24 protein-coding genes and 1 other annotated feature are annotated in these 25473 nt (G+C 42.4%); of the genes, 21 read left to right on the top strand and 3 right to left on the bottom strand.

From position 1 onward, the window contains the following. Nucleotides 1–71: 71 nt before the first annotated feature. The 6 genes from thrS to DFO72_RS03705 all read left to right on the top strand — a co-directional run bounded on the left by thrS (nucleotide 72) and on the right by DFO72_RS03705 (nucleotide 4697). Complete coding sequence (gene thrS / locus DFO72_RS03730) at nucleotides 72–2003, top strand: threonine--tRNA ligase (RefSeq protein WP_113882640.1); 1932 nt, start codon at nucleotides 72–74, stop codon at nucleotides 2001–2003. 253 nt (nucleotides 2004–2256) lie between these two features. Then, nucleotides 2257–2380 (top strand) — a sequence feature (ribosomal protein L20 leader region). Between the two features lie 176 nt (nucleotides 2381–2556). Beyond that, nucleotides 2557–3060 carry a translation initiation factor IF-3 gene (gene infC / locus DFO72_RS03725; RefSeq protein ID WP_113882641.1) on the top strand — a complete coding sequence of 168 codons (504 nt, stop codon included), beginning with the start codon at nucleotides 2557–2559 and terminating at the stop codon, nucleotides 3058–3060. A 15-nt stretch (nucleotides 3061–3075) separates the two neighbouring features. Next, a complete protein-coding gene (gene rpmI, locus DFO72_RS03720; protein ID WP_009333215.1) occupies nucleotides 3076–3276 on the top strand; it encodes a 50S ribosomal protein L35 in 201 nt (66 codons plus the stop codon). A 26-nt stretch (nucleotides 3277–3302) separates the two neighbouring features. After that, nucleotides 3303–3662, top strand: a complete 360-nt coding sequence (gene rplT, locus DFO72_RS03715; protein WP_009333214.1) for a 50S ribosomal protein L20 — start codon at nucleotides 3303–3305, stop codon at nucleotides 3660–3662. Between the two features lie 129 nt (nucleotides 3663–3791). Further along, a complete protein-coding gene (locus tag DFO72_RS03710; protein WP_113882642.1) occupies nucleotides 3792–4064 on the top strand; it encodes a DUF1294 domain-containing protein in 273 nt (90 codons plus the stop codon). Nucleotides 4065–4127: 63 nt separating this feature from the next. Continuing rightward, nucleotides 4128–4697 (top strand): TVP38/TMEM64 family protein, encoded by a 570-nt coding sequence (locus DFO72_RS03705; RefSeq protein ID WP_113882643.1) that lies wholly within the window; start codon nucleotides 4128–4130, stop codon nucleotides 4695–4697. Nucleotides 4698–4728: 31 nt separating this feature from the next. On the opposite strand, the gene DFO72_RS03700 is transcribed toward DFO72_RS03705, so the two are convergent. Continuing rightward, nucleotides 4729–5142, bottom strand: a complete 414-nt coding sequence (locus tag DFO72_RS03700; protein ID WP_113882644.1) for a sigma-w pathway protein ysdB — start codon at nucleotides 5140–5142, stop codon at nucleotides 4729–4731. A gap of 140 nt (nucleotides 5143–5282) precedes the next feature. On the opposite strand from DFO72_RS03700, the gene DFO72_RS03695 reads away from it, so the two are divergent. Both DFO72_RS03695 and DFO72_RS03690 read left to right on the top strand, forming a co-directional pair. Then, complete coding sequence (locus tag DFO72_RS03695) at nucleotides 5283–5774, top strand: dUTP diphosphatase (RefSeq protein WP_113882645.1); 492 nt, start codon at nucleotides 5283–5285, stop codon at nucleotides 5772–5774. A 96-nt stretch (nucleotides 5775–5870) separates the two neighbouring features. Further along, complete coding sequence (locus DFO72_RS03690) at nucleotides 5871–6956, top strand: M42 family metallopeptidase (RefSeq protein ID WP_113882646.1); 1086 nt, start codon at nucleotides 5871–5873, stop codon at nucleotides 6954–6956. A gap of 139 nt (nucleotides 6957–7095) precedes the next feature. Here the strand turns inward: DFO72_RS03690 and sspI are convergent, their stop codons facing one another. Further along, nucleotides 7096–7302, bottom strand: a complete 207-nt coding sequence (sspI, locus tag DFO72_RS03685; protein ID WP_035330267.1) for a small acid-soluble spore protein SspI — start codon at nucleotides 7300–7302, stop codon at nucleotides 7096–7098. Between the two features lie 140 nt (nucleotides 7303–7442). Here sspI and DFO72_RS03680 point away from each other — a divergent pair, with 140 nt between their 5' ends. The 3 genes from DFO72_RS03680 (at nucleotide 7443) to pheT (ending at nucleotide 12323) form a co-directional block, all read left to right on the top strand. Continuing rightward, the gene (locus tag DFO72_RS03680; RefSeq protein WP_113882647.1) at nucleotides 7443–8192 is read left to right on the top strand and encodes a TrmH family RNA methyltransferase; all 750 of its coding nucleotides are present in this window, start codon (nucleotides 7443–7445) and stop codon (nucleotides 8190–8192) included. 531 nt (nucleotides 8193–8723) lie between these two features. After that, nucleotides 8724–9761: a phenylalanine--tRNA ligase subunit alpha gene (gene pheS, locus DFO72_RS03675; RefSeq protein ID WP_009333205.1), complete on the top strand. Its 1038-nt coding sequence runs from the start codon at nucleotides 8724–8726 to the stop codon at nucleotides 9759–9761. 144 nt (nucleotides 9762–9905) lie between these two features. Then, on the top strand, nucleotides 9906–12323 hold the full coding sequence (gene pheT, locus DFO72_RS03670) for a phenylalanine--tRNA ligase subunit beta (RefSeq protein ID WP_113882649.1): 2418 nt from the start codon (nucleotides 9906–9908) through the stop codon (nucleotides 12321–12323). A 173-nt stretch (nucleotides 12324–12496) separates the two neighbouring features. Here pheT and rnhC read toward each other — a convergent pair whose 3' ends face one another. Beyond that, a complete protein-coding gene (gene rnhC, locus DFO72_RS03665; RefSeq protein ID WP_113882854.1) occupies nucleotides 12497–13435 on the bottom strand; it encodes a ribonuclease HIII in 939 nt (312 codons plus the stop codon). 314 nt (nucleotides 13436–13749) lie between these two features. On the opposite strand from rnhC, the gene zapA reads away from it, so the two are divergent. The 10 genes from zapA (at nucleotide 13750) to DFO72_RS03615 (ending at nucleotide 25400) form a co-directional block, all read left to right on the top strand. Then, nucleotides 13750–14016, top strand: a complete 267-nt coding sequence (zapA, locus tag DFO72_RS03660; RefSeq protein WP_113882650.1) for a cell division protein ZapA — start codon at nucleotides 13750–13752, stop codon at nucleotides 14014–14016. A 2-nt stretch (nucleotides 14017–14018) separates the two neighbouring features. Further along, a complete protein-coding gene (locus DFO72_RS03655; protein ID WP_113882651.1) occupies nucleotides 14019–14561 on the top strand; it encodes a CvpA family protein in 543 nt (180 codons plus the stop codon). Between the two features lie 279 nt (nucleotides 14562–14840). Then, nucleotides 14841–16559 carry a DNA polymerase/3'-5' exonuclease PolX gene (polX, locus tag DFO72_RS03650; RefSeq protein ID WP_113882652.1) on the top strand — a complete coding sequence of 573 codons (1719 nt, stop codon included), beginning with the start codon at nucleotides 14841–14843 and terminating at the stop codon, nucleotides 16557–16559. A gap of 29 nt (nucleotides 16560–16588) precedes the next feature. Further along, a complete protein-coding gene (locus DFO72_RS03645) occupies nucleotides 16589–18946 on the top strand; it encodes an endonuclease MutS2 (protein ID WP_113882653.1) in 2358 nt (785 codons plus the stop codon). A 71-nt stretch (nucleotides 18947–19017) separates the two neighbouring features. Continuing rightward, nucleotides 19018–19425 carry a DUF350 domain-containing protein gene (locus DFO72_RS03640; protein WP_113882855.1) on the top strand — a complete coding sequence of 136 codons (408 nt, stop codon included), beginning with the start codon at nucleotides 19018–19020 and terminating at the stop codon, nucleotides 19423–19425. A gap of 527 nt (nucleotides 19426–19952) precedes the next feature. Continuing rightward, nucleotides 19953–21656 carry a long-chain-fatty-acid--CoA ligase gene (locus DFO72_RS03635; protein WP_113882654.1) on the top strand — a complete coding sequence of 568 codons (1704 nt, stop codon included), beginning with the start codon at nucleotides 19953–19955 and terminating at the stop codon, nucleotides 21654–21656. 288 nt (nucleotides 21657–21944) lie between these two features. Continuing rightward, nucleotides 21945–22529 carry a TetR/AcrR family transcriptional regulator gene (locus DFO72_RS03630; protein ID WP_113882655.1) on the top strand — a complete coding sequence of 195 codons (585 nt, stop codon included), beginning with the start codon at nucleotides 21945–21947 and terminating at the stop codon, nucleotides 22527–22529. Between the two features lie 40 nt (nucleotides 22530–22569). Further along, nucleotides 22570–23343 carry an enoyl-CoA hydratase gene (locus tag DFO72_RS03625; RefSeq protein ID WP_113882656.1) on the top strand — a complete coding sequence of 258 codons (774 nt, stop codon included), beginning with the start codon at nucleotides 22570–22572 and terminating at the stop codon, nucleotides 23341–23343. A 265-nt stretch (nucleotides 23344–23608) separates the two neighbouring features. Then, entirely contained in the window at nucleotides 23609–24382 is a 774-nt protein-coding gene (locus tag DFO72_RS03620; protein WP_113882657.1) for an electron transfer flavoprotein subunit beta/FixA family protein, read from the top strand. 40 nt (nucleotides 24383–24422) lie between these two features. Further along, on the top strand, nucleotides 24423–25400 hold the full coding sequence (locus DFO72_RS03615) for an electron transfer flavoprotein subunit alpha/FixB family protein (protein WP_113882658.1): 978 nt from the start codon (nucleotides 24423–24425) through the stop codon (nucleotides 25398–25400). Nucleotides 25401–25473 lie beyond the last annotated feature (73 nt).

Below are 25473 nucleotides of genomic sequence, written 5' to 3'. Positions count from 1 at the left end.
TTTATTTTTTTAAGTGTATAACGCGTTTTAGGAGGATTGGAGTTTCACTTTATAAATAAGGAGGAAATATCATGTCAGAAGTTGTTAAAGTTTCGTTTCCAGATGGAGCTGTAAAGGAGTTTCCAAAGGGAACGACAACAGAAGATATTGCAGCTTCAATCAGCCCGGGCCTGAAGAAAAAGGCAATGGCCGGCAAGCTGGATGGAGAAATGTATGATCTTCGCCGTCCAATCGAAAAGGATGGAGCTATTGAAATTGTAACACCGGACTCAAACGATGCGCTGGAGGTTCTTCGCCACAGTACTGCCCATCTAATGGCGCAGGCAATCAAGCGTTTATATAAAAATGTAAAGCTTGGGGTAGGTCCTGTCATTGAAGGCGGATTTTATTATGACATCGACCTGGAAGAATCACTTTCCCCAGAAGACCTTCCTGTGATTGAAAAAGAAATGAAGAAAATCATTAATGAAAACCTTGACGTTGTCCGCAAGGAAGTCAGCCGTAATGAGGCGGTTCAGATGTACAAGGAAATTGGTGATGAATACAAGCTTGAACTGATTGAAGCTATTCCTGAAGATGAAACAGTGACAATCTATGAGCAGGGCGAGTTCTTTGATCTCTGCCGCGGAGTCCACGTTCCATCGACTGGCAAACTAAAAGAGTTTAAGTTATTAAGTATTGCTGGCGCCTACTGGAGAGGCGACAGTGACAATAAGATGCTTCAGCGCATTTATGGAACAGCTTTCTTTAAGAAAGAAGACCTGGCCGAGCATTTGCGTCTCCTTGAGGAAGCGAAAGAGCGTGACCACCGTAAAATCGGCAAAGAGCTTAACTTGTTCATGAATTCGCAAAAAGTTGGACAGGGCTTGCCGATGTGGCTTCCAAAAGGGGCAGCAATCCGCCGCAATATCGAGCGCTATATCGTTGATAAGGAAGAAAGACTGGGCTATGACCACGTATATACTCCGATCATGGGAAGTGTAGATCTTTATAAAACATCCGGGCACTGGGATCATTATCAGGAAGACATGTTCCCTGTCATGGAAATGGATAACGAGCAGCTTGTTCTTCGTCCTATGAATTGCCCGCATCACATGATGATCTATAAGAATGGCATCCACAGCTACCGTGAACTGCCAATCCGTATTGCAGAGCTTGGAACAATGCACCGTTATGAAATGTCAGGAGCACTATCGGGCCTTCAGCGTGTACGCGGCATGACTCTGAACGATGCTCATATCTTTGTCCGCCCTGATCAGATTAAGGAAGAGTTTAAGCGCGTAGTACACCTGATTCTTGAAGTATATAAAGACTTCGATATCAATGATTACTCATTCCGTCTTTCATACAGAGATCCACAGGATACTGAGAAGTACTTTGATGACGATGAAATGTGGGAAAAAGCACAGGCCATGCTTAAAGAAGCCATGGATGAAATCGGTCTTGACTATTTTGAGGCAGAAGGAGAAGCAGCTTTCTACGGCCCGAAATTGGATGTTCAAGTTAAAACTGCGCTTGGCAAGGATGAGACATTATCCACTGTCCAGCTGGACTTCTTGCTTCCTGAACGTTTTGACCTGACTTATGTAGCTGAAGATGGAAAGCCTCATCGTCCCGTCGTTATCCACCGTGGTGTCGTTTCCACTATGGAGCGTTTTGTGGCATTCTTGATTGAAGAGTATAAGGGAGCGTTTCCAACTTGGCTTGCCCCGATTCAGGTCCAGGTCATTCCGGTTTCTCCTGATATTCACTTTGATTATGCAAAACAAGTCCAGGAGCAGCTTCAGGCAGAGGGCTTCCGCGTAGAACTGGATGACCGCAATGAAAAAATCGGCTATAAGATCCGCGAAGCGCAAATGCAAAAGACTCCATACATGCTTGTTGTTGGGGACAATGAAGTAGCTGAAAAAGCTGTAAATGTCCGTAAATATGGAGAGCAAAAATCAGAAACGGTTTCATTTGAAGATTTCATCTCAGCACTAAAAGCTGAAGTTAAACGATAACTATGAAAAAGGGCTGCATGACCTGCGGCCCTTTTTTTGTGAAGTCTTCGTGACAACATGCAGAATCTGTAATATCCAAGTCAGCTGGTGCAAACCAGAAATATGGCATTAAATTCATTTTGAAAAAATATTAAAATCATATTGCCAAAAGCGCTTAATTTTGTTATGCTTTTCTTCGTTGTGATAAAAGTTATTCGTTTGACACAAAATCATACTTTGTGATATAGTAGCTAAGGTAAATTGAATACAGTTTGAGGAAAAGAAGAAGCACCCGCTTCTCACCTGATTGACGCAAAGTGCAGTTGGCAGGTTTTACGTGAACATTTTCTGTTTATAAACGTAAGTGTGGGTGTTTTCATCCGCACTTTTTTATTTGGTTAAAACAGCTCTGCTTCCGCTCCGGAAGAGAAATGTTGTATAACTTGCGATTCAGCTTTGGTCCGGTGGAGCTGGCAGCTATAAAGCTGTCTGCTCCAGCAGGCGCTTGCGCTTTTCTTGACCCAAACGTTGTGTTCGCATTAAACCTTGGAGGTGTCTAGCTATTAGCAAAGATATGTTGTTAAACGAGGGCATTCGCGCCCGCGAAGTCCGTCTTATCGACCAAAACGGCGAGCAGTTAGGTATTAAATCAAAATTCGACGCACTTGAAATTGCTTCTCGTGCCAATCTGGATCTTGTTCTGGTTGCACCGAGTGCGAAACCTCCGGTAGCCCGTATCATGGACTACGGAAAGTTCAAATTCGAGCAGCAGAAGAAAGATAAAGAAGCTCGCAAAAACCAGAAGATTATCAGTATTAAAGAAGTTCGTCTTAGCCCGACTATTGAAGAGCATGACTTTAATACAAAGCTTCGCAATGCTATTAAATTCCTTGAAAAAGGCGATAAAGTAAAAGCATCGATCCGATTTAAAGGTCGTGCCATTACGCATAAGGAAATTGGCCAGCGTGTTTTAATCCGATTTGCACAAGCATGCAATGAAGTTGCAGTAGTGGAATCACATCCAAAAATGGATGGCCGAAGCATGTTTATGGTCTTAGCACCGAAAAACGACAAGTAAGAGGAGGAATTCCCAATGCCAAAAATGAAAACTCACCGCGGCGCTGCTAAGCGTTTCAAAAGAACAGGTTCTGGTAAACTGAAGCGTTCTCACGCTTATAGAAGCCATATGTTCGCAAACAAATCTCAAAAGCAAAAGCGTAAGCTTCGCAAAGGAACTCTTGTTTCTTCAGGCGATTACAAGCGCATCCGTAACTTACTAGTAAATCTTAAGTAATATCTCGAAATTAGGAGGGAAATAATATGCCACGTGTAAAAGGCGGTACAGTTACTCGCAAACGTCGTAAAAAAGTCATTAAATTAGCTAAAGGTTATTTCGGTTCAAAACATACATTATATAAAGTTGCTAACCAGCAGGTTATGAAATCCCTAATGTATGCTTACCGCGATCGTCGCCAGAAAAAGCGCGACTTCCGCAAACTTTGGGTTACTCGCATCAACGCAGCAGCTCGCATGAACGGTCTTTCTTACAGCCGTTTAATGCATGGTTTAAAGCTTGCTGGCATCGAAGTTAACCGCAAAATGCTTGCTGAATTAGCAATCGCTGACGAAAAAGCATTTGCTGAATTAGCATCAGTTGCAAAGCAGCAGCTTAGCAAGTAAGTAATAATTTTTCATAAAATAGCCATTCCCTTAAATGCGGGAATGGCTTTTATTTTGCTCTAAATGGACAGATGCTTTCGTTTCATTTAAGCTCAATAAAGACTTAATACATAATAAAGGAGAAAGCTCATGGTCAAGACAATTGCTCTTATCTATCTGATTATGAATGTGGCTGGTTTTTATCTGATGAAGCTTGATAAGGAGAAGGCGAAACGGAATCAGTATCGAATCAGCGAAAAAAATCTCTGGATCACAGCCATTTTGAGCGGGGCTGCGGGAATGACTCTCGGAATGAAGACTTTCAGGCATAAAACAAAGCATGTGCAGTTTAAATGGGGACTGCCTATTCTGGCGATGCTTGAAGCAGGCTTGCTTGTGTACCTGGTTATTCTCTTGTCATAAACAATCAGGGCTATCCATAAGCTTTAGGGAACAGCAGGAAAGACATCGGGGAGAGGTGAAGGCATGAATGATCAATTGATTCTATTGTTTGCCATGGCTGAGACTGCTGGAATTCTTGCTCCCATTGTTTTTATCTTTTTTCATATCATCAGGCAGTTTCTATTCATTCCGGTACCGCTTGTCTGCATAACTGGAGGAGTTCTGTTCGGAAGTTTTTTTGGTTCTGTTTTCTCCGTTGCAGGTCTGATGATCAGCAGCATTCTTTTTTATTTTTTGATCACAAAAATGCCGAGGACACATGAAAAGCTTTCATTGCTAAAAACGAGGTGGTTCGGGGAATACCGGAATTTGACTGTCGGTCAGGTTGCGGTTTTAAGGCTCATCCCATTTATTCATTACCATTTATTGAACTTTTGTCTTATGGAAAGGAATAAGGGTTTTGATCAATATTTAAAAAATTCTTGGATCACCAATTTGCCGCTGGCTGTTTTTTATACCGTTTTTGGTGAATTCATCAGCCGATTCACTCCTTCAATGATTATTCTGATTTTGATTTCCCTTTCTGTTTTAGTATTTGTGCTGAGGGAAAAGGTGACTGTCATCAAATGGAAGGAATTCTTTAAAGCAGCATAAAAAAACGTTCGGGGCTGCCGAACGTTTTTTATTATAAATGGTCTTTAATTTCATCTCCTGGTGAAGCTGTTTTATGCATAAATTCCTTCACAGGGCTTTTCCAGTCAATTTTTGCAGTGGGATAAGCCTCGGTTATCTTTCTTTCTATAAAAAGAAAATCCTCCCTTACCATCCCTTTAAGGGCCGATGTATTATGCGGCCAGATGAAAATGGAGACCACATCAAAAGCATTGTCCGTGGTTCCCAGATATTTTTCGCCCTCAAATAAAACCCCTTTATACGTAATCAGGAAGTTTTTCCTGACATTATCCTGGTCATCCCAAAAATAATATCGTTTCTGTTCGTGGGCAAGCTCGAGCTTTCTCTTAGAATTCAGCAGATATTTTACCGCGGTGTATATAAGAAAAAGAATCAGAGCAAACAATAGCATACGCAGGAGCCACATATTAACCAGCCCTCCATTATTATTTTCCTTACTTTACGGATGAGATTAAAAAAAGTTTCAACTTTTTTGCGATTTGTTATAATTTTTTTGATAGGCTAATTTTGTATGTTAATCATTTATTTCATATAGGATGGTGGAAAATGAATTATCAGCTATTATTTCAAATGCAAAAAGGGCTGGACAGCCATATAGAATCAAATCACGGTTTAGAGGAAGAAGATTTATTTGAACGTAAGGTGCTTGCGCTGCTGGTTGAATTGGGAGAGCTTGCAAATGAGACAAGATGCTTCAAGTTTTGGAGCCATAAGCCATCCTCACCTCAGGAAACAGTATTGGAAGAGTTTGTAGACGGTATACATTTTATTTTATCACTTGGAATTGAATGCGGATTTGACGATGAAAAGGAATATGCTGCTCCACTGGAAAAGGCGGAGTCAGTGAATGGCCAGTTTTTGTCTGTCTATACTGGAATCGGACAGTTTCGGACAAGCCGTTCCCTGGACGATTATAAAGAGCTTATTGCTGCCTATTTACAGCTAGGGGAAATGCTTGGTTTTAACTCTTCACATATAGAAAAAGCATATATAGATAAGAATGAAGTAAATTATAAAAGGCAGGCTGAAGGATACTAATCCTGCAGGCGGAGAAAATATCCGTCTGATAATTCTTTATATTAAATCGCATGTTCTGTATAATAGGGTTGAATAAATATTAAGGGAGTCGAAATGATGGCTAAATTAGATGAAACGCTAACCATGCTTAAAGACTTAACGGATGCCAAAGGAATTCCGGGAAATGAGCGCGAACCGCGCGAGGTTATGAAAAAATACATAACAGCATATGCTGATGAAGTGACAACAGATGGGCTGGGAAGCCTGATTGCTAAAAAATCCGGCAAAGAAGGCGGCCCTAAGATCATGGTTGCTGGCCACTTAGATGAAGTTGGATTTATGGTAACAAACATTGATGATAAAGGCTTCATCCGCTTCCAGACAGTTGGGGGCTGGTGGTCACAGGTTATGCTTGCACAGCGTGTGACGATTGTAACGTCCAAGGGAGATATCACCGGGGTAATTGGTTCTAAGCCTCCGCATATCCTGTCACCGGATGCGCGGAAAAAGCCTGTTGAAATTAAAGACATGTTCATTGATATTGGTGCTTCCAGCCGGGAAGAAGCGAAAGAATGGGGAATAAAGCCTGGTGACATGGTGGTTCCATATTTTGAGTTTACGGTTATGAATAATGAAAAGATGCTATTGGCAAAGGCTTGGGATAACCGCATCGGCTGTGCAATTGCCATTGATGTGCTTAAGCAATTGAAAGATGCTGATCATCCAAATGAAGTATATGGTGTAGGAACGGTTCAGGAAGAGGTTGGACTTCGCGGAGCCCGCACTTCGGCCCAAAAAATCGAGCCGGATATCGCATTTGGTGTAGATGTGGGAATCGCAGGTGACACACCAGGGATTTCTGAAAAAGAAGCCATGAGCAAAATGGGCAAAGGGCCGCAAATTATCCTTTATGATGCATCAATGGTCTCGCACAAAGGTCTTCGTGATCTAGTAACAGATACTGCGGATGAACTGAATATCCCTTATCAATTTGATGCCATCGCTGGCGGCGGAACAGATTCAGGAGCCATTCATGTTACTCATAATGGAGTTCCATCACTTTCCATCACTATTGCAACACGCTATATCCATTCCCATGCAGCAATGCTTCACCGCGATGACTATGAAAATGCCGTTAAGCTTATTGCTGAAGTGATTAAGAAGCTTGATCGGGAAACAGTGGACAGAATTACTTTTGAATAAGAAAGCGGAAGGCGCCCGCTGATTGGCTTAGACCTGAGAGTGATGGTGCATGAGCTGGACAGTTATCGAAGTTCAAAGTTTTTTCCTTTCTTATTAGCAGAATTAAAAAACTCCGGAGCTATACCGGAGTTTTTCCATTTTATTTAAGGCTGCTCTCCAAAGTTTGAAGCATTTCCAGCTTATCTTCCTCTGAAGAGTTTTTCCAAATTACTTCAAACAAAACACCTAATCCAGGCAGCATTTTCTCTTCCCCGTTTTGAATGGCATCTACGATCGTATCTTTCAGTTCGTCTTGAGAGTTCCCTGAAACATTGTGTAAAATGGCATTGCGCAGGTTTAAATTCACTTTAATGCACTCCTTCCAGATTTAATTCGTTATTATCTTCTCTAATTTCGCTTTTATTATGTATTTCAAATAGGCTATAATGAGAAAACTGTATAAGAAATTCCGGTTGTGCGGGATTTTCTATAAAAGGGGAGACCGTGTTGAAGCATATACAATCTGCAAAAAACCCAAAAATTAAAGAATGGAAGAAACTTTTAACCAAAAAAGAGCGGGACAAAACAGAAACCTTTTTGGTTGAAGGCTTTCATCTAGTGGAAGAAGCACTCAAAGCCAATCAAATAGCTGAAATAATCATTAGTGAAAATAAAGACATGCCTCCCGGATGGGATTATGGCGACATCCCTGTAACAATGGTTACAGAAGAAATCATCGGACAGCTGGCGGATACGGAAACGCCGCAGGGAATCTTTGCTGTCTGCAGTCAGGAACGATCCTCTGAGGAAGTGAAAGGAAAACAGTTTTTATTAATTGATGCCGTGCAGGATCCAGGCAATCTGGGTACGATGATCAGGACGGCTGATGCTGCTGGTATCGATGCCGTTATTGTGGGTGAAGGAAGCGTTGACGCATATAACCCAAAGGTGCTCCGCTCTGCACAGGGCAGTCACTTCCATTTGCCGGTTTTAAGAGGGAATCTGTCTGATTGGATCAGCAGACTGAAAGAAAGTAAAGTCCCTGTCTATGGAACCGCTTTGGAAAATGCCCAGGAATACACGATGTATGAGTCCTCTGATTCCTTCGCGCTGCTCGTTGGAAATGAAGGAAATGGGGTGAATAAAGAGCTTCTGGCTAATACAGCAGCAAACCTTTATATACCGATATTCGGGAAAAGCGAATCACTAAATGTGGCGGTGGCTGCCGGAATTCTTCTTTATCACTTAAGAAAATAGAAAATGGGCGGCAATTTTTTGAAAACCGTTTGAAACAGCCTCAAGAATGTAATATAATTAACAGCAAAATTATAATAACAAAACGATGACGGAGACCATTACCTTGCAGTCAGCCTTTTCAGGGAGAAAATGCCTAAGACTGAAAGCATTTTTACAGGAAATGCAAGGGAACATTCACCTCCTGAGTTGGCATCGGGACCATTGAAAAGTATTGTTGGCGCTCTGGTGAGCTGTCCAGCTGCAGCGGCTAGCCCCTCAAGGTTTACTTGTGGGACATAGGCAGGATGTGCTGACTTCAACGTTCGCCCCAGGAAGTGGCGGCTCTTAGTTGAAGTTCATCCTAAGCCACTTCTGCTTTTCCATGTAAAGATGTACCGGCATAAGCCGTTATCCCAATGAAGTGAACACGTGCATGAAGTACATATATGTGTTAAAAAGGGTGGTACCGCGAAACCTCGTCCCTTTATGGGGATAGAGGTTTTTTATTTTGGCTAAAAAAGTAAAAATATTCATTTCAAGGAGGATATTTAGATGCAAGAGCGTTTAAAGGAACTGCAAACTGAAGCGTTGGAAAAAATCAGCACTGCTGCTGATTTAAAAGAATTAAATGACATCCGTGTTTCTTACCTGGGCAAAAAGGGTCCAATAACGGAAGTTCTAAAAGGAATGGGGAAACTGTCTGCGGAAGAGCGCCCTAAAATGGGAGCACTTGCTAACGAAGTAAGAGACAGTATTGCTGCGGGAATTGAAGAAAAGCAGAAGCATCTTGAGGAAGCGGCAGTACAGGAAAAGCTGTCTGCTGAAAAGATAGATGTTACTCTTCCTGGACGTCCTGTCAAATCAGGAAACCATCATCCGCTGACACGTATTATTGAAGAAATTGAAGACTTGTTCATTGGAATGGGCTATACAGTAGCTGAAGGCCCTGAAGTTGAAAAAGATTACTATAATTTTGAAGCATTGAACCTCCCTAAAGGCCACCCTGCCCGCGATATGCAGGATTCCTTCTATATTACAGAAGAGATTCTTCTTCGTACCCATACTTCGCCAGTACAGGCAAGAACAATGGAGAAACATGAAGGCAAAGGGCCGGTTAAAATCATCTGTCCGGGAAAAGTGTATCGCCGTGACAATGATGATGCTACACACTCCCACCAGTTCATGCAAATAGAAGGGCTTGTTGTAGATGAAAACATCCGAATGACCGATTTGAAAGGGACACTGGAAGTGTTTGCGAAGAAAATGTTCGGGGATGACAGGGAAATCCGTCTTCGTCCAAGTTTCTTTCCGTTTACAGAGCCATCTGTGGAAATGGATATTTCCTGTAAAATCTGCGGTGGAAAAGGCTGCAGTGTATGTAAAGGCACTGGCTGGATTGAAATTCTTGGCGCCGGAATGGTTCATCCCAATGTTCTTGAGATGGCAGGCTTCGACTCTAAGAAATACACAGGCTTTGCATTCGGGATGGGACCTGAGCGAATTGCCATGCTGAAGTATGGTGTGGATGATATTCGCCACTTCTATACAAATGATGTACGTTTCTTAAAGCAATTTTCAATTCACGAGTAATTAGAAAAGCGGAGGCGACTGTTCAACCCCGACAAGCATAAGGCAAGCTGACAGGAAGGTTGTTCTTTAACCTTCACGGCAGAATGACTTATGACCTCGAGGGGTTAGGAGTCGGAGCTGGACAATAAAAGAGGAGGATCATAAATGTTCGTTTCATATAAATGGCTGCAGGAATATGTTGATTTATCAGGCGTTACACCTGCAGAGCTTGCAGAAAAGATTACAAAAAGCGGTATTGAAGTTGAAGGCGTAGAGGTTTTGAATGAAGGAATCAAAGGTGTTGTTGTAGGGCATGTCCTTGAAAGAGAACAGCACCCAAATGCTGATAAGCTGAATAAATGCTTAGTTGATACAGGAGCTGATGAGCCTGTACAAATCATATGCGGTGCCCCAAATGTGGATAAGGGACAGAAAGTGGCCGTGGCTACCGTTGGAGCTGTGCTTCCAGGCAATTTCAAGATTAAGCGTGCGAAGCTCCGAGGTGAAGAATCAAATGGAATGATCTGTTCGCTTCAAGAGCTGGGCATTGAAAGCAAGCTGATTGCAAAGGAATACTCTGAAGGCATTTATGTTTTCCCTAATGATACAGAAGTTGGCCAGGATGCTCTTGAGCAGCTTAATCGTGACGACCAGATCCTTGAGCTTGGGCTGACTCCGAACCGTTCTGACTGCTTAAGCATGCTGGGTGTTGCCTATGAAGTAGCAGCCATTTTAGGAAGAGAAGTAAAGATTCCTGAGCCGCAGGCTGATACTTCTTCTGAAAAGGCTTCTGATTATATTGAAGTTCAGGTTGAAGCAAAAGAAGATAATCCTCTTTACGTTGCGAAGGTTGTAAAAAATGTAGAAATAGGTCCATCTCCTGTATGGATGCAGGCTCGTTTAATGGCGGCGGGCATTCGTCCTCACAATAACGTGGTGGACATCACAAACTACATTCTGCTTGAATACGGCCAGCCCCTTCATGCTTTTGATTATGACCGGCTGGAATCAAAGCAAATCCTTGTCCGCAAAGCAAGAGATGGTGAAGTGATTGTCACTCTTGATGATGCCAAGCGTGAGTTAACCTCAGATCACCTTTTAATAACAAATGGGGCAGAACCCATTGCACTTGCCGGTGTCATGGGCGGGGCAAATTCTGAAGTACAGTCGGATACTAAAAATGTCCTTATCGAATCAGCTTATTTTAAAGGGGCAACGGTTAGAAAAGCTTCAAAAGATCATGGCTTAAGAAGCGAAGCAAGTGCCCGTTTTGAAAAAGGTGTAGATCCGAACAGAGTTAGAGCTGCTGCAGAAAGAGCTGTTCAATTACTTGCACAATATGCTGGCGGGGAAGTGCTTGAAGGATCTGTGGAAGCTGATGCACTGCAGGTGGAACCTGCTGTAGTGTCTGTAACGCTTGAAAAAATCAATCGTGTACTTGGCACTGAATTATCCATGAAAGAAGTAGAGGATATATTTGCCCGTCTTCAATTTGAAACAAATACTGATAACGATACGATTACTGTTACAGTTCCAACACGCAGAGGCGACATTACGATTGAAGAAGACCTTATTGAAGAAGTTGGCCGCTTATTTGGCTACGACAATCTGGCATCCACTTTACCGGTTGGATCTTCTACACCAGGGCATCTAACTGAATACCAGAACAAACGCAGAATGGTCCGCCGCTACCTTGAAGGTGCAGGACTTTACCAGGCAGTAACCTATTCTCTAACAAATGAAGCAAAAGCGACTCAATATGCACTGGAAGAGCGCAAACCTGTGCAGCTGGCAATGCCTATGAGTGAAGATCGAAGCCTGCTCCGATTAAGTATTGTTCCGCAGCTTCTAGAAGTATTAAAATATAACTCTGCACGCCAGAACGACAGTCTGGCTGTTTATGAAACAGGAGCGGTGTTCCTCTCCAATAATGGAGAAGAGGATCTGCCAGAAGAGCGTGAGCACCTTGCTGGAGCGGTTACTGGCTTATGGCACAGCCACCCATGGCAGGGAGAAAAGAAGCCGGTTGATTTTTACGCTGTAAAAGGAATTCTTGAGGGATTATTTGATAAGCTGGGACTATCCGATAAGGCTGAATTCCATCAGGCACAAAAGGATGGGATGCACCCTGGAAGAACAGCAGAAGTATTGCTTTCCGGGGAATCAGTGGGATTTGTCGGCCAAATCCATCCGACTGTGGAAAAAGAGCTTGATTTGAAAGAAACATATGCGTTTGAGCTTTCCTTAAAAGCAATCCTCGAAGAAGAAGTTTCACCTTTGCAGTATGAAGCTATCCCGCGTTTCCCTTCCATCACAAGGGATATTGCCCTTGTAGTAGATAAGGGAACAGCAGCGGGCGAGCTTAAAGGAATCATTAAAGAAGCTGGCGGCAAGTTATTAAAAGACGTTCATGTTTTTGACCTGTACGAAGGCGAACGGATGGAGCCGGGCAAAAAGTCAATTGCTTTCTCCCTTAAATACTTCGATCCTGAACGTACACTAACGGATGAAGATGTTACAAAAGCACATGATAAAGTGTTGGATGCTGTGAAGGAAAAAGCCGGAGCGGTATTGAGAGGATAAAATGAAGAAGGCAGCCCGAGGGCTGCCTTTTCATTTTTCATTATTTGGCCGTTAAAAGAGCTCATTTGGCAATAAAACTCTCATTTTGGCTGATAAATATATATTCCAAATAGGTTATGGTTCTCTTAAACAGTAAAACAGCAGCCAATCTCCTTAAATTGGCTGCTTCATTATCAATTATACTTCCTGCTATAAAGCTTCATCGCCTTTTCAGTATTTGCAAAGTGCAGTTTTACAAAAGAAGGCAATGCTTCACGCCCTTTTTCTCTGATCAGCCGGGCTGCTGCTTCATCAACCTTCGGACCTGCGCCTTTAGTGAGCCGGAAACCGGCCCTTGTGCTAAGATTTTCAAAGTGGCGCACAAACGCATAGCGGGCCAGGATAGATGCTGCTGCAACTGCCAGGTGGATTCCTTCCGCTTTTGTGCTGAAAAAGACCCGCTCCCTTTGAATGGTCTGCTGGTTTTTCAAATAGTTGAAGTAAACCTCTTCCTTTGCAAACTGGTCAATCAAAATGGCTTCAGGCTTTTCAGGGGCAATTTTCCCTAAAACATGCCCGATTGCCTGATTGTGCAGTAATGCTTTGATCTTACCCTGTGACATCCCTGATTGCTGAAGCTTATTGTATTTTTCATTATGCAGGGTTAACAGGCTGTGGGGAACGATATCCTTTATCTGTTTTGCGATTTCAATGATTTTCTCATCTCCCAGATTTTTGGAGTCCTTAACTCCGAGCTCCTTCAGCAAAGGGATTTGATCTTTTTTTACGTAAGCTGCAACAACCGTGATGGGGCCAAAATAATCGCCGGTACCCACTTCGTCTGATCCTATTACAGAAAGGGAACTGATATTTTCCGGCAAGTTGGCAGCTGCAGGGCTGTTTTTTTTGCTCGGCTGTGCACAGCGTGCGGTATCTCCCCATTTTTTTGCCTCTGTTTCACTTCCGCTGCCCTGAAAGAGGACTTTCCCTGATTTATAGGCAGTGATTGAACATCCTGGCACCTTTGCAGCAAATACGCTTCCAGGAGGCTGCTTGTCATTTAGTCTGCCTGAATAATAGGCCATCATTTCTGAGATTTCATTTGCTTTTTTTAAAAGTACTACTTGGCTCATATTAATTCTCCTCATCTTTGTTAACTGTTTGAATCTGCTGCTTTTTTGGGGGGAGTAATACAAAGATTCCGCATAATCTTGAACTTGGATAACTGTCTTTCGCAAGCAGCCTACCCCCTCGAGGTCACAAGCCAAACCTCCCAAAGAGGCAGAGAACGCCTTTCCGGGCGGCTCGTCTTGTGCTTGTCGGGGGTGGGCAAGGTGCTTCCGCTTTTCTTAAGAACTGAGCTCTTTTGACATGCTTTGACTTCCCACCAATATACGTTCATGTTATGATATTGATTAGGATTCTTTAAAAAAGGAGGGCATGGACGTTGTCAGAGATACAAAGAAATCGCACAAGTGTAGATATTTATGGACAGCAATATGTAATAGTAGGCTCAGAGAGCTCCAGCCATGTTCGCCTTGTCGCTTCGCTGGTTGACGATAAAATGCGTGAGATCAGTTCGAAGAATCCTTCACTCGACGTTAGTAAGTTAGCCGTGCTAACCGCAGTCAATGCTGTTAATGATTATATAAAGCTAACAGACCGTCTGGAACGGCTGGAAAACGAATTAAATAGAGTAAAGGACGGAAAGTAGTCATGCTGGATCTTGCAATTATCATTATTTTGGTTTTGGGCTTTTTTATAGGATTGAAAAGAGGATTTATCCTCCAATTAATTCATTTGACTGGATTCATTATTGCTTTCATTGTAGCCCGTATGTATTACGGCGAGCTAGCACCTAAGCTTACCTTATGGGTGCCATATCCCAGCTTTAGCAGTGACTCGGCGATTCAGACGTTATTTGAGAATGCAGATCTTGAAGATGCTTACTATCGCGCCATTGCATTTGTCGTGATTTTTTTTGCGGTAAGAATTTTACTGCAGATTATTGGAAGCATGCTTGATTTTGTTGCCCATCTTCCTGTCCTAAAACAGCTGAATGTTTGGGCTGGCGGCATTCTTGGATTTATCGAAGTCTATCTTATCATGTTTATTCTATTATACATAGCCGCACTGGTTCCAATAGAAGTGCTGCAGGGGCCGATCAATAATTCCTTTATGGCAGAATTAATGGTTAAGAATACGCCTGTTCTCTCTAACCAGCTCAAAGAAATGTGGGTTGAATATATGGCTGCGTAACTTCTCTATTTCTAGAGAAGTTTTCTTTTTGAAAGGCTGTTAATATAAGTTTTGTGGATTTAAGCCGCAAACTAACTAAATCCACTGTACTGCGGGAGGAGAGGGAGCAGGAGACCCCATTGGCGAAGCCGGGGAGCTCTGTGCCTCCACGCGGAAACAACGGGCAATATTTAAAGGTTAAACTTAGCAAGCGGCTTTTAGAGATAGCCATAATTTGAAGTTCCAACGCAAAATAAGAGATAATACGGATACGAATACAGATACAGGCAGGTGGTTTTCGTGAGTATAAATAAAAAAGATGTTGTGAGGCTTTTAGAAACAATCGCTGTTTATATGGAATTAAAAGGAGAAAACCCTTTCAAAACAGCTGCGTTCCGAAAAGCGGCACTGGCCCTTGAATCAAACGATGAAAGCTTGACTGAAATAAAAGACTTTACAAAGCTATCCGGCATCGGGAAAGGAACCGCTGCTGTTATTGAGGAGTATATAAAAGAAGGAAAGTCCTCTGTTCTGGATGAATTAAAAGAAGAAGTGCCTTCTGGATTAATTCCTCTTCTTCAGCTCCCTGGACTGGGCGGCAAGAAAATTGCCAAGCTATATAAAGAGCTGGGCGTCGAAAATGCCGCAGATCTTGAGGATGCGTGCCGCAATAAAAAGGTCCGCGGACTTGCAGGCTTTGGGGAAAAATCGGAAGAAAAAATACTCGCTGCCCTTGAAAACGCAGGAACAAGACCAGAGCGGCTGCCGCTTGCATACATGCTGCCTATAGCAGAAGGCATAGAAGCGGCCCTGGAGGAAATGAAGGATATAGAAAAATACTCAAGGGCAGGAAGCTTAAGGAGAATGAGGGAAACAATAAAAGACCTCGACTTTATTATAGCTACAGACAATCCTGCTTCAGTCAAAGAGCAGTTATTAAGTTTATCCGGGATTAAAGAAGTGATTGCCGCAGGAGATACAAAGGTTTCCGTTGTTTTTGAACATTCCTATGATATATCGGCTGATTTCCGTTTAGTTCAGCCGCATGAATTTGCCACAACACTCCATCATTTTACTGGATCAAAGGATCATAATGTCAGAATGCGCCAGCTTGCAAAAGAGCGCGGGGAAAAAATCAGTGAATACGGAGTTGAAAACACAGAAACAGGTGAAATCCTTACTTTTAAAAATGAAGAGGAATTTTACGCCCATTTTGGACTGCCATTCTTCCCTCCTGAAATCAGAGAAGATGGGAAAGAAGTGGATGAATATAAGCAAGACATGGAATTAATATCTCTTGAAGATATTAAGGGTGACCTACATATGCACTCAACCTGGAGTGATGGCGCCTATTCTATTGAGGAAATGATTGAAGCATGCCGGGCCCGCGGCTATAAATATATGGCTATAACAGACCATTCTCAGTACTTGAAAGTGGCGAACGGTTTGACTGCTGAAAGACTTCGCAGTCAAAAAGAAGAAATAAAGCGGCTTAATGAGCAATTCGATGATTTCACGATTCTGTCAGGAGTGGAAATGGATATTCTGCCCGATGGATCACTTGATTATGATGATGAACTTCTAGAAGAATTGGACATTGTCATTGCTTCCATTCATTCTTCTTTTTCACAGCCGAAGGAAAAAATCATGGCTCGCTTGAAAACAGCGCTGAAGAATGCCCATGTTGACATAATTGCCCACCCTACGGGAAGATTGATCGGCCGCAGGGAAGGATATGAAGTAGACATGGAATTGCTCATTGAGCTTGCAAAGGAAACAAATACAGCCCTTGAGCTGAATGCAAATCCGAACCGGCTGGACCTTGCTTCCGAGCATATCAGACAAGCTCAGGAAGCCGGTGTGAAAATAGTGATTAATACGGATGCACATAAAATAGACACTTTAAATCACATGGAAATCGGCGTTTCTGCGGCAAAGAAGGGATGGATCAAGAAGGAATCCGTTCTAAATGCCATGGAAACAGAAGATTTGCTCAAATTTCTGAAAGAACGCCAGTAGGAAATTGGGCATGAAAGGGGAAAATCCTCATGCAAGAAAGAGTATTGAAGATACTTGAGTTCAATAAAGTGAAGGAACAGCTGCTTGAGCACGTTTCTTCATCCTTGGGAAGAAAAAAGGCCTTAAATATTCGTCCCTCCACTGACTATGAAGAAGTTATCCGCAGGCAGGAAGAGACAGATGAAGCCGTGACAGTTCTTAGAATTAAGGGGAATGTACCGCTTGGAGGCATTTTCGATATTCGCCCTCATGTGAAGAGAGCGGTCATTGGAGGGATGCTTAGTCCCCAGGAACTTAACCAGATATCCAGCACGATTCATGCAAGCAGGCAGATGAAAAGATTCATCGAGGAATTTGCCGAAGAAGAAAGCAGCCTGCCGATCCTGCTGGGATATACAGATAAAATTATTGTACTGGCTGACCTGGAAACGTCTATCCGCAATGCGGTTGACGACAATGGAGAAGTGCTTGACAGTGCAAGCGAGTCTCTCCGTTCTCTGCGAAATCAGCTGCGCACGAAAGAATCACGTGTTAGAGAGCGCCTGGAGAGCATGATTCGCTCCTCCAGTGCCCAAAAGATGCTTTCTGATGCGATTATTACAATCCGCAATGACCGTTTTGTCATACCTGTAAAGCAGGAGTACCGGGGACATTACGGCGGCATTATCCATGACCAAAGCTCCTCTGGCCAGACATTATTTATTGAGCCCGCGTCCATTGTCCAGCTGAACAATGAATTGCAGGGAATCAGGGTAAAAGAACAGCAGGAGATCGAACGGATTCTCATTGCTCTGTCAGTACAGGCCGCTGAAAACAGCAGTGAACTGGAGACCATTGTAGATGTGCTTGGGGAAATAGATTTTATGTTTGCTAAAGCCAGGTACAGTAAACGCATAAAGGCCTCCAAGCCGAAAATTAATAATGAAGGGAAAATTTCATTATTTAAAGCCCGGCATCCGCTTATTCCTATTGATGAGGTAGTGGCAAATGATATTAAGCTCGGAGCTGAATATTCTACCATTGTCATTACGGGACCAAATACCGGCGGTAAAACAGTTACATTAAAAACAGTGGGGCTTTGTACATTGATGGCTCAGGCAGGTCTGCAGATCCCGGCGCTGGATGGTTCTGAAACGGCTGTTTTCGGAAATGTTTATGCTGATATCGGGGATGAACAGTCAATTGAACAAAGTTTGAGTACTTTCTCTTCGCATATGGTTAATATCGTGGATATTCTTGACCAGGTTGACTTCAATAGTCTGGTATTATTCGATGAGCTTGGTGCAGGTACAGATCCGCAGGAAGGTGCTGCCCTGGCGATTTCTATTCTTGACGAAGTATACAAGCGGGGGGCAAGAGTTATCGCCACAACTCATTATCCTGAACTGAAAGCCTATGGCTATAACAGAGAAGGAGTTATCAACGCCAGTGTTGAATTTGATATTGAAACGCTTAGTCCAACCTATAAGCTGCTGATTGGGGTTCCAGGCCGAAGCAACGCCTTTGAAATATCAAAACGGCTTGGGCTCAAGGATCAAGTGATTGAGACCGCAAGATCCTATATTGGAGCAGATACAAATCAGGTTGAAAATATGATTGCATCCCTTGAAGAAAGCCGAAGACAAGCAGAGGCTGACATGGAAGAAGCCAATGACTTTTTGAAAAGTGCAGAAAAACTTCATAAAGATCTGCAAAAGCAAATGGCAGAATTTTATGAGGAAAAAGATGCAATGCATGAGAAAGCAGCAGAGAGAGCTGAGGATATCGTTGAGAAAGCCAAGGCAGAAGCAGAAGAAATTATCCGCGATTTAAGAAAAATGCGCATAGAGAAGCATGCTGAAGTGAAGGAACATGAGCTGATAGAAGCAAAGAAACGTCTGTCCGAAGCTGCACCGCAGATGAGCTCAGCCAAGAATAAATTAAAGCCAAAGAATAATAAACATGTGTTTGAAGCAGGCGACGAGGTAAAAGTTCTGAGTTTTGGACAAAAAGGGCATTTGCTTGAAAAGGTGTCTGACAATGAATGGCAGGTTCAAATCGGCATCTTGAAAATGAAAGTTGCTGAAAGGGATTTAGAATATGTTAAGAGTCCAAAACCTGTTGAAACAAAACCGGTGGCAACAGTTAAAGGCAAAGATTTTCATGTGAGCCTTGAACTTGATTTACGGGGTGAACGGTATGAAAACGCACTTTTAAGAGTGGAGAAATATATAGATGATGCCCTTTTGGCTGGATATCCCCGTGTCTCCATCATTCATGGTAAAGGGACTGGTGCTTTAAGGCAGGGTGTTCAGGAATATCTAAAAAATCACAGGTCAGTTAAAAAAATTCGATTTGGTGAAGCAGGAGAAGGCGGCACAGGGGTTACTGTCGTTGAATTTAAATAAGCTTTGACACCCGCTCCCCTTTGTTTTTTATTAGGGGGGAGGGTACTTAAATTCCAGCGGGGAGAATGGAAATGAAAGAATTTTGGGAAAATGAATTTATTCAGACAGCTGCTTATTATAGTGTAGTCATTTTATGTATGATTGTTTTTTTAGCTATTTTTGAATTAGTTACCAAGTATCGCAATTGGGAAGAAATCAAAAATGGAAATATCGCTGTAGCAATGGCGACCGGCGGAAAAATTTTTGGGATTGCCAATATTTTCAGGCATTCCATCATGCATAATGATACCTTGCTGACAATGATTACCTGGGGAGTTTTTGGATTTTTTCTATTATTGATCGGCTATTTCATTTTTGAATTTTTAACACCTAAGTTTAGAATTGACGAAGAAATTGAAAATAATAATAGGGCAGTCGGTTTTATTTCCATGGTGCTGTCTATCGGATTGTCTTATGTCATCGGTGCAGGTTTATCATAAGGAGAGAATTAACATTGGAAAAGTTAGCAAAGGTTCTGCTGGTTCTTAGCGGAGTGTTTCTTCTTATAGGAGCCATTTATATATTTTTCATAGCATAATATTTTTGTGATATAGAGATATGGAAAAATCGCCAGTATATATGGCGATTTTTTTATTATGTCCATTAAAAAGAATATCCCCGATAGGCTGGACAGCCCTCTGAAAAAATATCTTCCTGAGTGTAAGGTCTTATTCTAATTGTCATAGAACCAGCATTATATTATAATAAGGTTGAACAATTAGAATCTTCTAAAAGTTCAGAGGATGTCCATCGTTTTTCTAAAAGTTAGCAAGTATAACTTTGAACTTCGATAACTGTCTAGCTCCAGCGCTTACCCCTTCGAGGTCACAAGCTTGTCTTGTTTCGGCTCCTAGGGACTCGGGGTCATACAGACGCTGCCACAGTACGTGGCGTTCTTAGTGTGTGTTCCTTTTGTGGGCAAGGCGCTTGCGCTTTTCTTATGGGCATGAAACAAAGGAGGGACAAAATGGCAGAAGCAAACCCATGGCTCAAGCAATATCCGGCAGAAATCCCCTCAACCTTGTCATATCCCAAACAGCCGGTACAGGATTATTTGAAGAGTGCTGCAGAAGAATTTCCGGAGAAAATAGCCATCCACTTTATGGGAAAGGAATTCACATATAAATATATATATGAATCTTCCCTGAAGCTTGCTGCATATTTGCAGAATCTTGGAATTGAAAAGGGGGACCGCGTAGCGATCATGCTTCCGAATACTCCTCAGTCCGTTTTCAGCTATTATGGAATTTTGATGGCAGGCGGGGTTGTTGTCCAGACAAATCCGCTGTATATGGAACGGGAATTGGAATATCAAATGAAAGATTCGGGAGCAAAAGCAATCATTACAATGGATATATTATATCCGAAAGTGAGCAAAGTGGTGCCGCAGACAGAATTGAATCATATAATTGTAACCGCTGTCAAAGAGGCTCTTCCATTCCCTAAAAATCTAATATATCCTTTTATCCAGAAAAAACAGTATGGCATTGTCGTAAATGTAAAACATGAAGGGCATAACCATTTGCTGACGGAAATTTTAAAGAGGCCGGCTGAACCGATGAAAATGCATGACTTCGATTTTGAAGAAGACTTGGCATTATTGCAATACACAGGCGGCACAACCGGTTTTCCAAAGGGTGTCATGCTTTCGCACAGCAATCTTGTATCCAATACAGCTATGTGTAAAGCCTGGCTTTATAAGTGCAGGCGCGGCGAGGAAACAGTGCTGGGCATACTTCCGTTCTTTCACGTGTATGGAATGACAACAGTTATGATCTTATCTGTTATGGATGCTCACAAAATGGTCCTCCTTCCGAAATTTGATCCGGAAACGACCCTGAAAACTATTCATAAGCAGAGACCAACCTTATTCCCCGGTGCCCCAACGATTTACATTGGGTTATTGAACCATCCGGATATAAAAAAATATGATTTATCTTCCATAGACTCTTGCATCAGCGGATCTGCTGCCCTGCCCGTTGAAGTCCAGCAGAAATTTGAAGAAATAACAGGAGGAAAACTTGTCGAGGGCTATGGTTTGACGGAATCTTCACCTGTTACACATGCGAATTTCTTATGGGATCGCCCCCGTGTCAAAGGCAGTATAGGTGTCCCGTGGCCTGATACAGATGCAGCCATTTTTTCACTGGAAACGGGAGAAGCGCTTCCGGCAGGAGAAGTTGGCGAAATTGCAGTTAAAGGTCCTCAGGTAATGAAAGGATATTGGAACCGCCCGGAAGAAACAGCACAGGCTTTAAGAGATGGCTGGCTGCTTACAGGTGACTTGGGCTATATGGATGAGAATGGATACTTCTATGTAGTGGACAGGAAGAAAGATATGATTATTGCAGGGGGATTCAATATTTATCCTCGTGAAATAGAGGAAGTGCTATACGAGCATCCAGCCGTACAGGAAGTGATTGCTGCAGGTATACCTGACCCATATCGCGGAGAAACAGTAAAAGCATATATTGTGCTGAAAGAGGGCAAAGAAGCAACGGAAGAAGAGCTGGATGAGTTTGCAAGAAAGCATCTTGCAGCATATAAGGTTCCAAGGCTATATGAATTCCGCAAGGAGCTTCCTAAGACAGCTGTTGGAAAAATACTGAGAAGGGCATTAGTAGATGAAGAAAAAAAGAAATTCAAAGAAGAAGAGGAAAAGCGGGCTTAACTTCAGAGACCGATTTTCAATCGGCTCTTTATTTTTGAGCCGTTAAGCTTGTCCAGACATAAAAGAAATGTAATAATAAAATATATTTCTAGGGATAATTTCTTGACACAAATGAATTGTCCTACTATTATAAAAATATGAATGATGATTCATTCATTTCAGATTGATTTTTAAAATTAAAAATAAACGAAGCTGATTGGCCAATCCCGGCAGCAGGAATGATATTACTCCAGCCCTGCTGCTTCTAAAAAATCAATGCACCTGTTTATTCTGAAAGGAGGGAACCGCTTGAAAAAAACAAAGCCTAAATACCGGCAAATTATTGATGCGGCTGTAGTCGTGATCGCTGAAAATGGATATCACCAGGCACAGGTATCAAAAATTGCCAAACAGGCTGGTGTCGCTGATGGCACCATATACTTATATTTTAAAAACAAAGAAGATATATTAATATCCCTCTTTCAGGATAAAATGGGCTACTTTGTTGAGAAAATTGAAGAAAAAATTGCAGGAAAAGAAAAAGCTGCAGAGAAATTATTAATGATGGTAGAATCACACTTTAGAATGCTCTCGGAAGACAGGCATCTGGCAATTGTAACCCAGCTCGAATTGAGGCAGTCCAATAAAGACCTTCGCCATAAAATTAATGAGGTGCTCAAAGGATACCTTGCTTTAGTGGAAAGAATTCTTGCTGATGGCAGGGAGAGCGGTGAGTTTCCAGCTGATCTGGACATTAGGCTGGCGCGCCAGATGATTTTTGGCACCATGGATGAAACAGTGACCACATGGGTAATGAATGAGCAAAAATATGATCTTACTGCATTGGCAAAGCCTGTTCATAAACTTTTGATCGGAGGGTGCGGAAAACTTTGAGGCAGATAAAGTGCTCCATAATATAATCAGGAGGGATAAGATGGAATATCTAAAATGGTCCCATCAGGACTTCGTGGCGACGATTACTATTGAACGTCCGCCCGCGAATGCTCTTTCATCAGGTCTATTGAAAGAGCTTTCAGCTGTCCTGGATGAAGTTGAAGATAATGAAGAAATTAGGGTAATCCTTATTCATGGAGAAGGCAGATTCTTCTCAGCAGGTGCTGATATTAAAGAATTTACAACCATTGAAAGCGGTGAAGATTTTTCAAGCTTGGCGACTTATGGACAGGATCTCTTTGAAAGAATGGAAAAATTCCCTAAACCAATTATTGCAGCGATTCATGGAGCGGCATTGGGCGGCGGCTTGGAGCTTGCCATGGGCTGCCATTTCCGTCTCGTAGCTGAAAACGCAAAGCTGGGCCTTCCAGAGCTTCAGCTTGGATTAATTCCTGGTTTTGCCGGAACTCAGCGCCTTCCCCGATATGTAGGTGCTGCGCGTGCAGCAGAAATGCTTTTCACAAGTGACCCAATTACCGGGCTTGAGGCCGTGCAATATGGTCTGGCTAACCATTCCTATCCTGAGGAGCAGCTGTTGGACAATGCGTATAATATGGCGAAAAAGATTGCCAAGAAGAGCCCTGGTTCGATCAAGGCGGCCATTGAGCTCTTAAACTACGGAAAGACGGGGCAATTCTACGAAGGTGTTAAAAAAGAAGCAGAATTGTTTGGAGAAGTATTTGTTTCTGAAGATGGCAAGGAAGGCATATCTGCGTTTATTGAGAAGCGTGAACCAAGCTTTACCGGAAAATAGTGTTTTAAAAAGTTTTGTGCCGAAAGATTACATTCATCCTCATAATCTATTATAATAAACTTGTATGAGGATGATTTAATCTTCAGAAGATTCATTGGTTAAATTATGGTCTGTGAGCGAGCGCCCGCTCAATTCTAAAAAGCGGGCTGATCCAAGCAGATTAGCCTTTCTGTATGCGTTAAATATTTTCAATCTTTCGAAGTGAAGAAATGTTTTAATTAATGGCTTTGTTTTATGACAATGCTTAATTACTAGGAGGGAAATCATGAACATCTACGTATTAATGAAGAGAACATTTGATACTGAAGAAAAAATTACAATCTCCGGCGGCAAAATCAATGAAGATGGCGCTGAATTTATCATTAATCCATATGATGAATATGCAATTGAAGAAGCAATCCAGGTTCGGGATGCGAATGGCGGAGAAGTGACGGTTGTTTCCGTGGGAACAGAAGAAGCTGAAAAGCAGCTCCGTACCGCTCTTGCGATGGGTGCCGATAAAGCTGTATTAATTAATACAGAAGATGATCTTGAAGATGGAGATCAGTACACGACTGCAAAAATCTTATCCGAATACTTGAAAGACAAAGATGCTGATTTAATCATTGCAGGAAATGTAGCAATTGATGGGGGTTCGGGACAGGTTGGACCTCGTGTAGCAGAAATTTTGGGCATTTCTTATGTAACAACTATTACAAAGCTTGATATCAATGGCAGCTCTGCGACAGTAGTGCGCGATGTTGAAGGGGATTCGGAAGTAATTGAGACATCACTTCCATTATTGGTTACTGCCCAGCAGGGTTTAAATGAGCCGCGCTATCCATCTTTGCCGGGAATTATGAAGGCAAAAAAGAAGCCGCTTGATGAGCTTGAGCTTGACGATCTTGATCTTGATGAGGACGATGTTGAAGCCAAAACAAAAACAATTGAGATCTATTTGCCGCCTAAGAAGGAAGCAGGAAAAGTTCTTGAAGGCGAGTTGGAAGATCAAGTTAAGGAACTAGTAAAACTTCTTCATACTGAAGCCAAAGTTGTCTGATCATCAATAACTGATAATAATAACGCAGGGGGTAAAACATATGGCTAGAAAAGTATTAGTGTTAGGTGAAGTCCGTGACGGTTCATTGCGTAATGTATCCTTCGAAGCTGTTGCAGCTGGTAAGACTGCGTCAGAAGGCGGAGAAGTTGTAGGTGTTTTAATTGGTGATTCTGTAAGCGCTTTAGCTAATGAAATGATTCACTATGGTGCTGACCGTGTTGTAACTGTTGAAGATGAAAAGCTGAAGCAATATACTCCTGACGGTTTTTCACAGGCTTTAATGGCTGTAATTGATTCCGAAAGTCCCGAAGGCCTGATTTTTGGACATACAGCATTAGGGAAAGATCTTGCTCCTAAAATCGCTGCCAAGCTGGAGTCAGGTTTAATCTCTGATGTAACGAGCCTTGAAGAGGCAGGCGGCAACCTGGTGTTCACACGTCCGATTTATTCAGGCAAAGCATTTGAAAAGAAAATTGTTACAGATGGCCTCCTCTTTGCAACAATTCGTCCAAACAACATAGCTCCATTGGAGAAAGATGAATCAAGATCAGGAGATGTTGCTTCTGTTGCCGCAGAAATCAAAGATCTTCGCACAATCATAAAGGAAATTGTCCGCAAAGCCAGTGAAGGCGTTGATTTATCCGAAGCTAAGGTTATTATTGCCGGAGGCCGCGGCGTTAAGAGCGAGGAAGGCTTTGAGCCATTAAAAGAACTTGCTTCGGTTCTAAATGGAGCAGTGGGTGCATCACGCGGAGCTTGTGATGCTGATTATTGCGACTACTCTCTGCAAATTGGCCAAACCGGTAAAGTTGTAACACCTGATCTATATATTGCATGCGGTATCTCCGGCGCTATTCAGCATTTAGCTGGGATGTCCAACTCAAAAGTAATCGTAGCCATTAACAAAGATCCGGAAGCCAATATTTTTAAAGTAGCTGATTACGGTATTGTTGGAGATCTGTTTGAGGTTGTTCCGCTGTTAACTGAAGAATTCAAAAAGCTTAAAGTAAACGCATAAGATAGTATAAATAATGGGCGGCTGATGGCCGCCCATTATACATAGAGCCAACAGGGAAAGAAAGAGAATAATC

The sequence above is a fragment of the Cytobacillus oceanisediminis genome (genome assembly GCF_004366035.1).
Lineage (GTDB): Bacteria > Bacillota > Bacilli > Bacillales > Cytobacillaceae > Cytobacillus > Cytobacillus oceanisediminis_C.
The sequence above is the reverse complement of the archived record's forward strand: the minus strand, read 5'-3'. Positions and strand labels throughout refer to the sequence as shown.

Bases quoted from the DNA above. Each gene is read 5' to 3' on its own strand.
- thrS (WP_113882640.1), top strand. From the start codon at position 72: ATGTCAGAAGTTGTTAAAGTTTCGTTTCCAGATGGAGCTGTAAAGGAG.
- infC (WP_113882641.1), top strand. From the start codon at position 2,557: ATGTTGTTAAACGAGGGCATTCGCGCCCGCGAAGTCCGTCTTATCGAC.
- rpmI (WP_009333215.1), top strand. From the start codon at position 3,076: ATGCCAAAAATGAAAACTCACCGCGGCGCTGCTAAGCGTTTCAAAAGA.
- rplT (WP_009333214.1), top strand. From the start codon at position 3,303: ATGCCACGTGTAAAAGGCGGTACAGTTACTCGCAAACGTCGTAAAAAA.
- DFO72_RS03710 (WP_113882642.1), top strand. From the start codon at position 3,792: ATGGTCAAGACAATTGCTCTTATCTATCTGATTATGAATGTGGCTGGT.
- DFO72_RS03705 (WP_113882643.1), top strand. From the start codon at position 4,128: ATGAATGATCAATTGATTCTATTGTTTGCCATGGCTGAGACTGCTGGA.
- DFO72_RS03700 (WP_113882644.1), bottom strand. From the start codon at position 5,142: ATGTGGCTCCTGCGTATGCTATTGTTTGCTCTGATTCTTTTTCTTATA.
- DFO72_RS03695 (WP_113882645.1), top strand. From the start codon at position 5,283: ATGAATTATCAGCTATTATTTCAAATGCAAAAAGGGCTGGACAGCCAT.
- DFO72_RS03690 (WP_113882646.1), top strand. From the start codon at position 5,871: ATGGCTAAATTAGATGAAACGCTAACCATGCTTAAAGACTTAACGGAT.
- pheS (WP_009333205.1), top strand. From the start codon at position 8,724: ATGCAAGAGCGTTTAAAGGAACTGCAAACTGAAGCGTTGGAAAAAATC.
- pheT (WP_113882649.1), top strand. From the start codon at position 9,906: ATGTTCGTTTCATATAAATGGCTGCAGGAATATGTTGATTTATCAGGC.
- rnhC (WP_113882854.1), bottom strand. From the start codon at position 13,435: ATGAGCCAAGTAGTACTTTTAAAAAAAGCAAATGAAATCTCAGAAATG.
- DFO72_RS03655 (WP_113882651.1), top strand. From the start codon at position 14,019: ATGCTGGATCTTGCAATTATCATTATTTTGGTTTTGGGCTTTTTTATA.
- DFO72_RS03645 (WP_113882653.1), top strand. From the start codon at position 16,589: ATGCAAGAAAGAGTATTGAAGATACTTGAGTTCAATAAAGTGAAGGAA.
- DFO72_RS03640 (WP_113882855.1), top strand. From the start codon at position 19,018: ATGAAAGAATTTTGGGAAAATGAATTTATTCAGACAGCTGCTTATTAT.
- DFO72_RS03635 (WP_113882654.1), top strand. From the start codon at position 19,953: ATGGCAGAAGCAAACCCATGGCTCAAGCAATATCCGGCAGAAATCCCC.
- DFO72_RS03625 (WP_113882656.1), top strand. From the start codon at position 22,570: ATGGAATATCTAAAATGGTCCCATCAGGACTTCGTGGCGACGATTACT.
- DFO72_RS03620 (WP_113882657.1), top strand. From the start codon at position 23,609: ATGAACATCTACGTATTAATGAAGAGAACATTTGATACTGAAGAAAAA.
- DFO72_RS03615 (WP_113882658.1), top strand. From the start codon at position 24,423: ATGGCTAGAAAAGTATTAGTGTTAGGTGAAGTCCGTGACGGTTCATTG.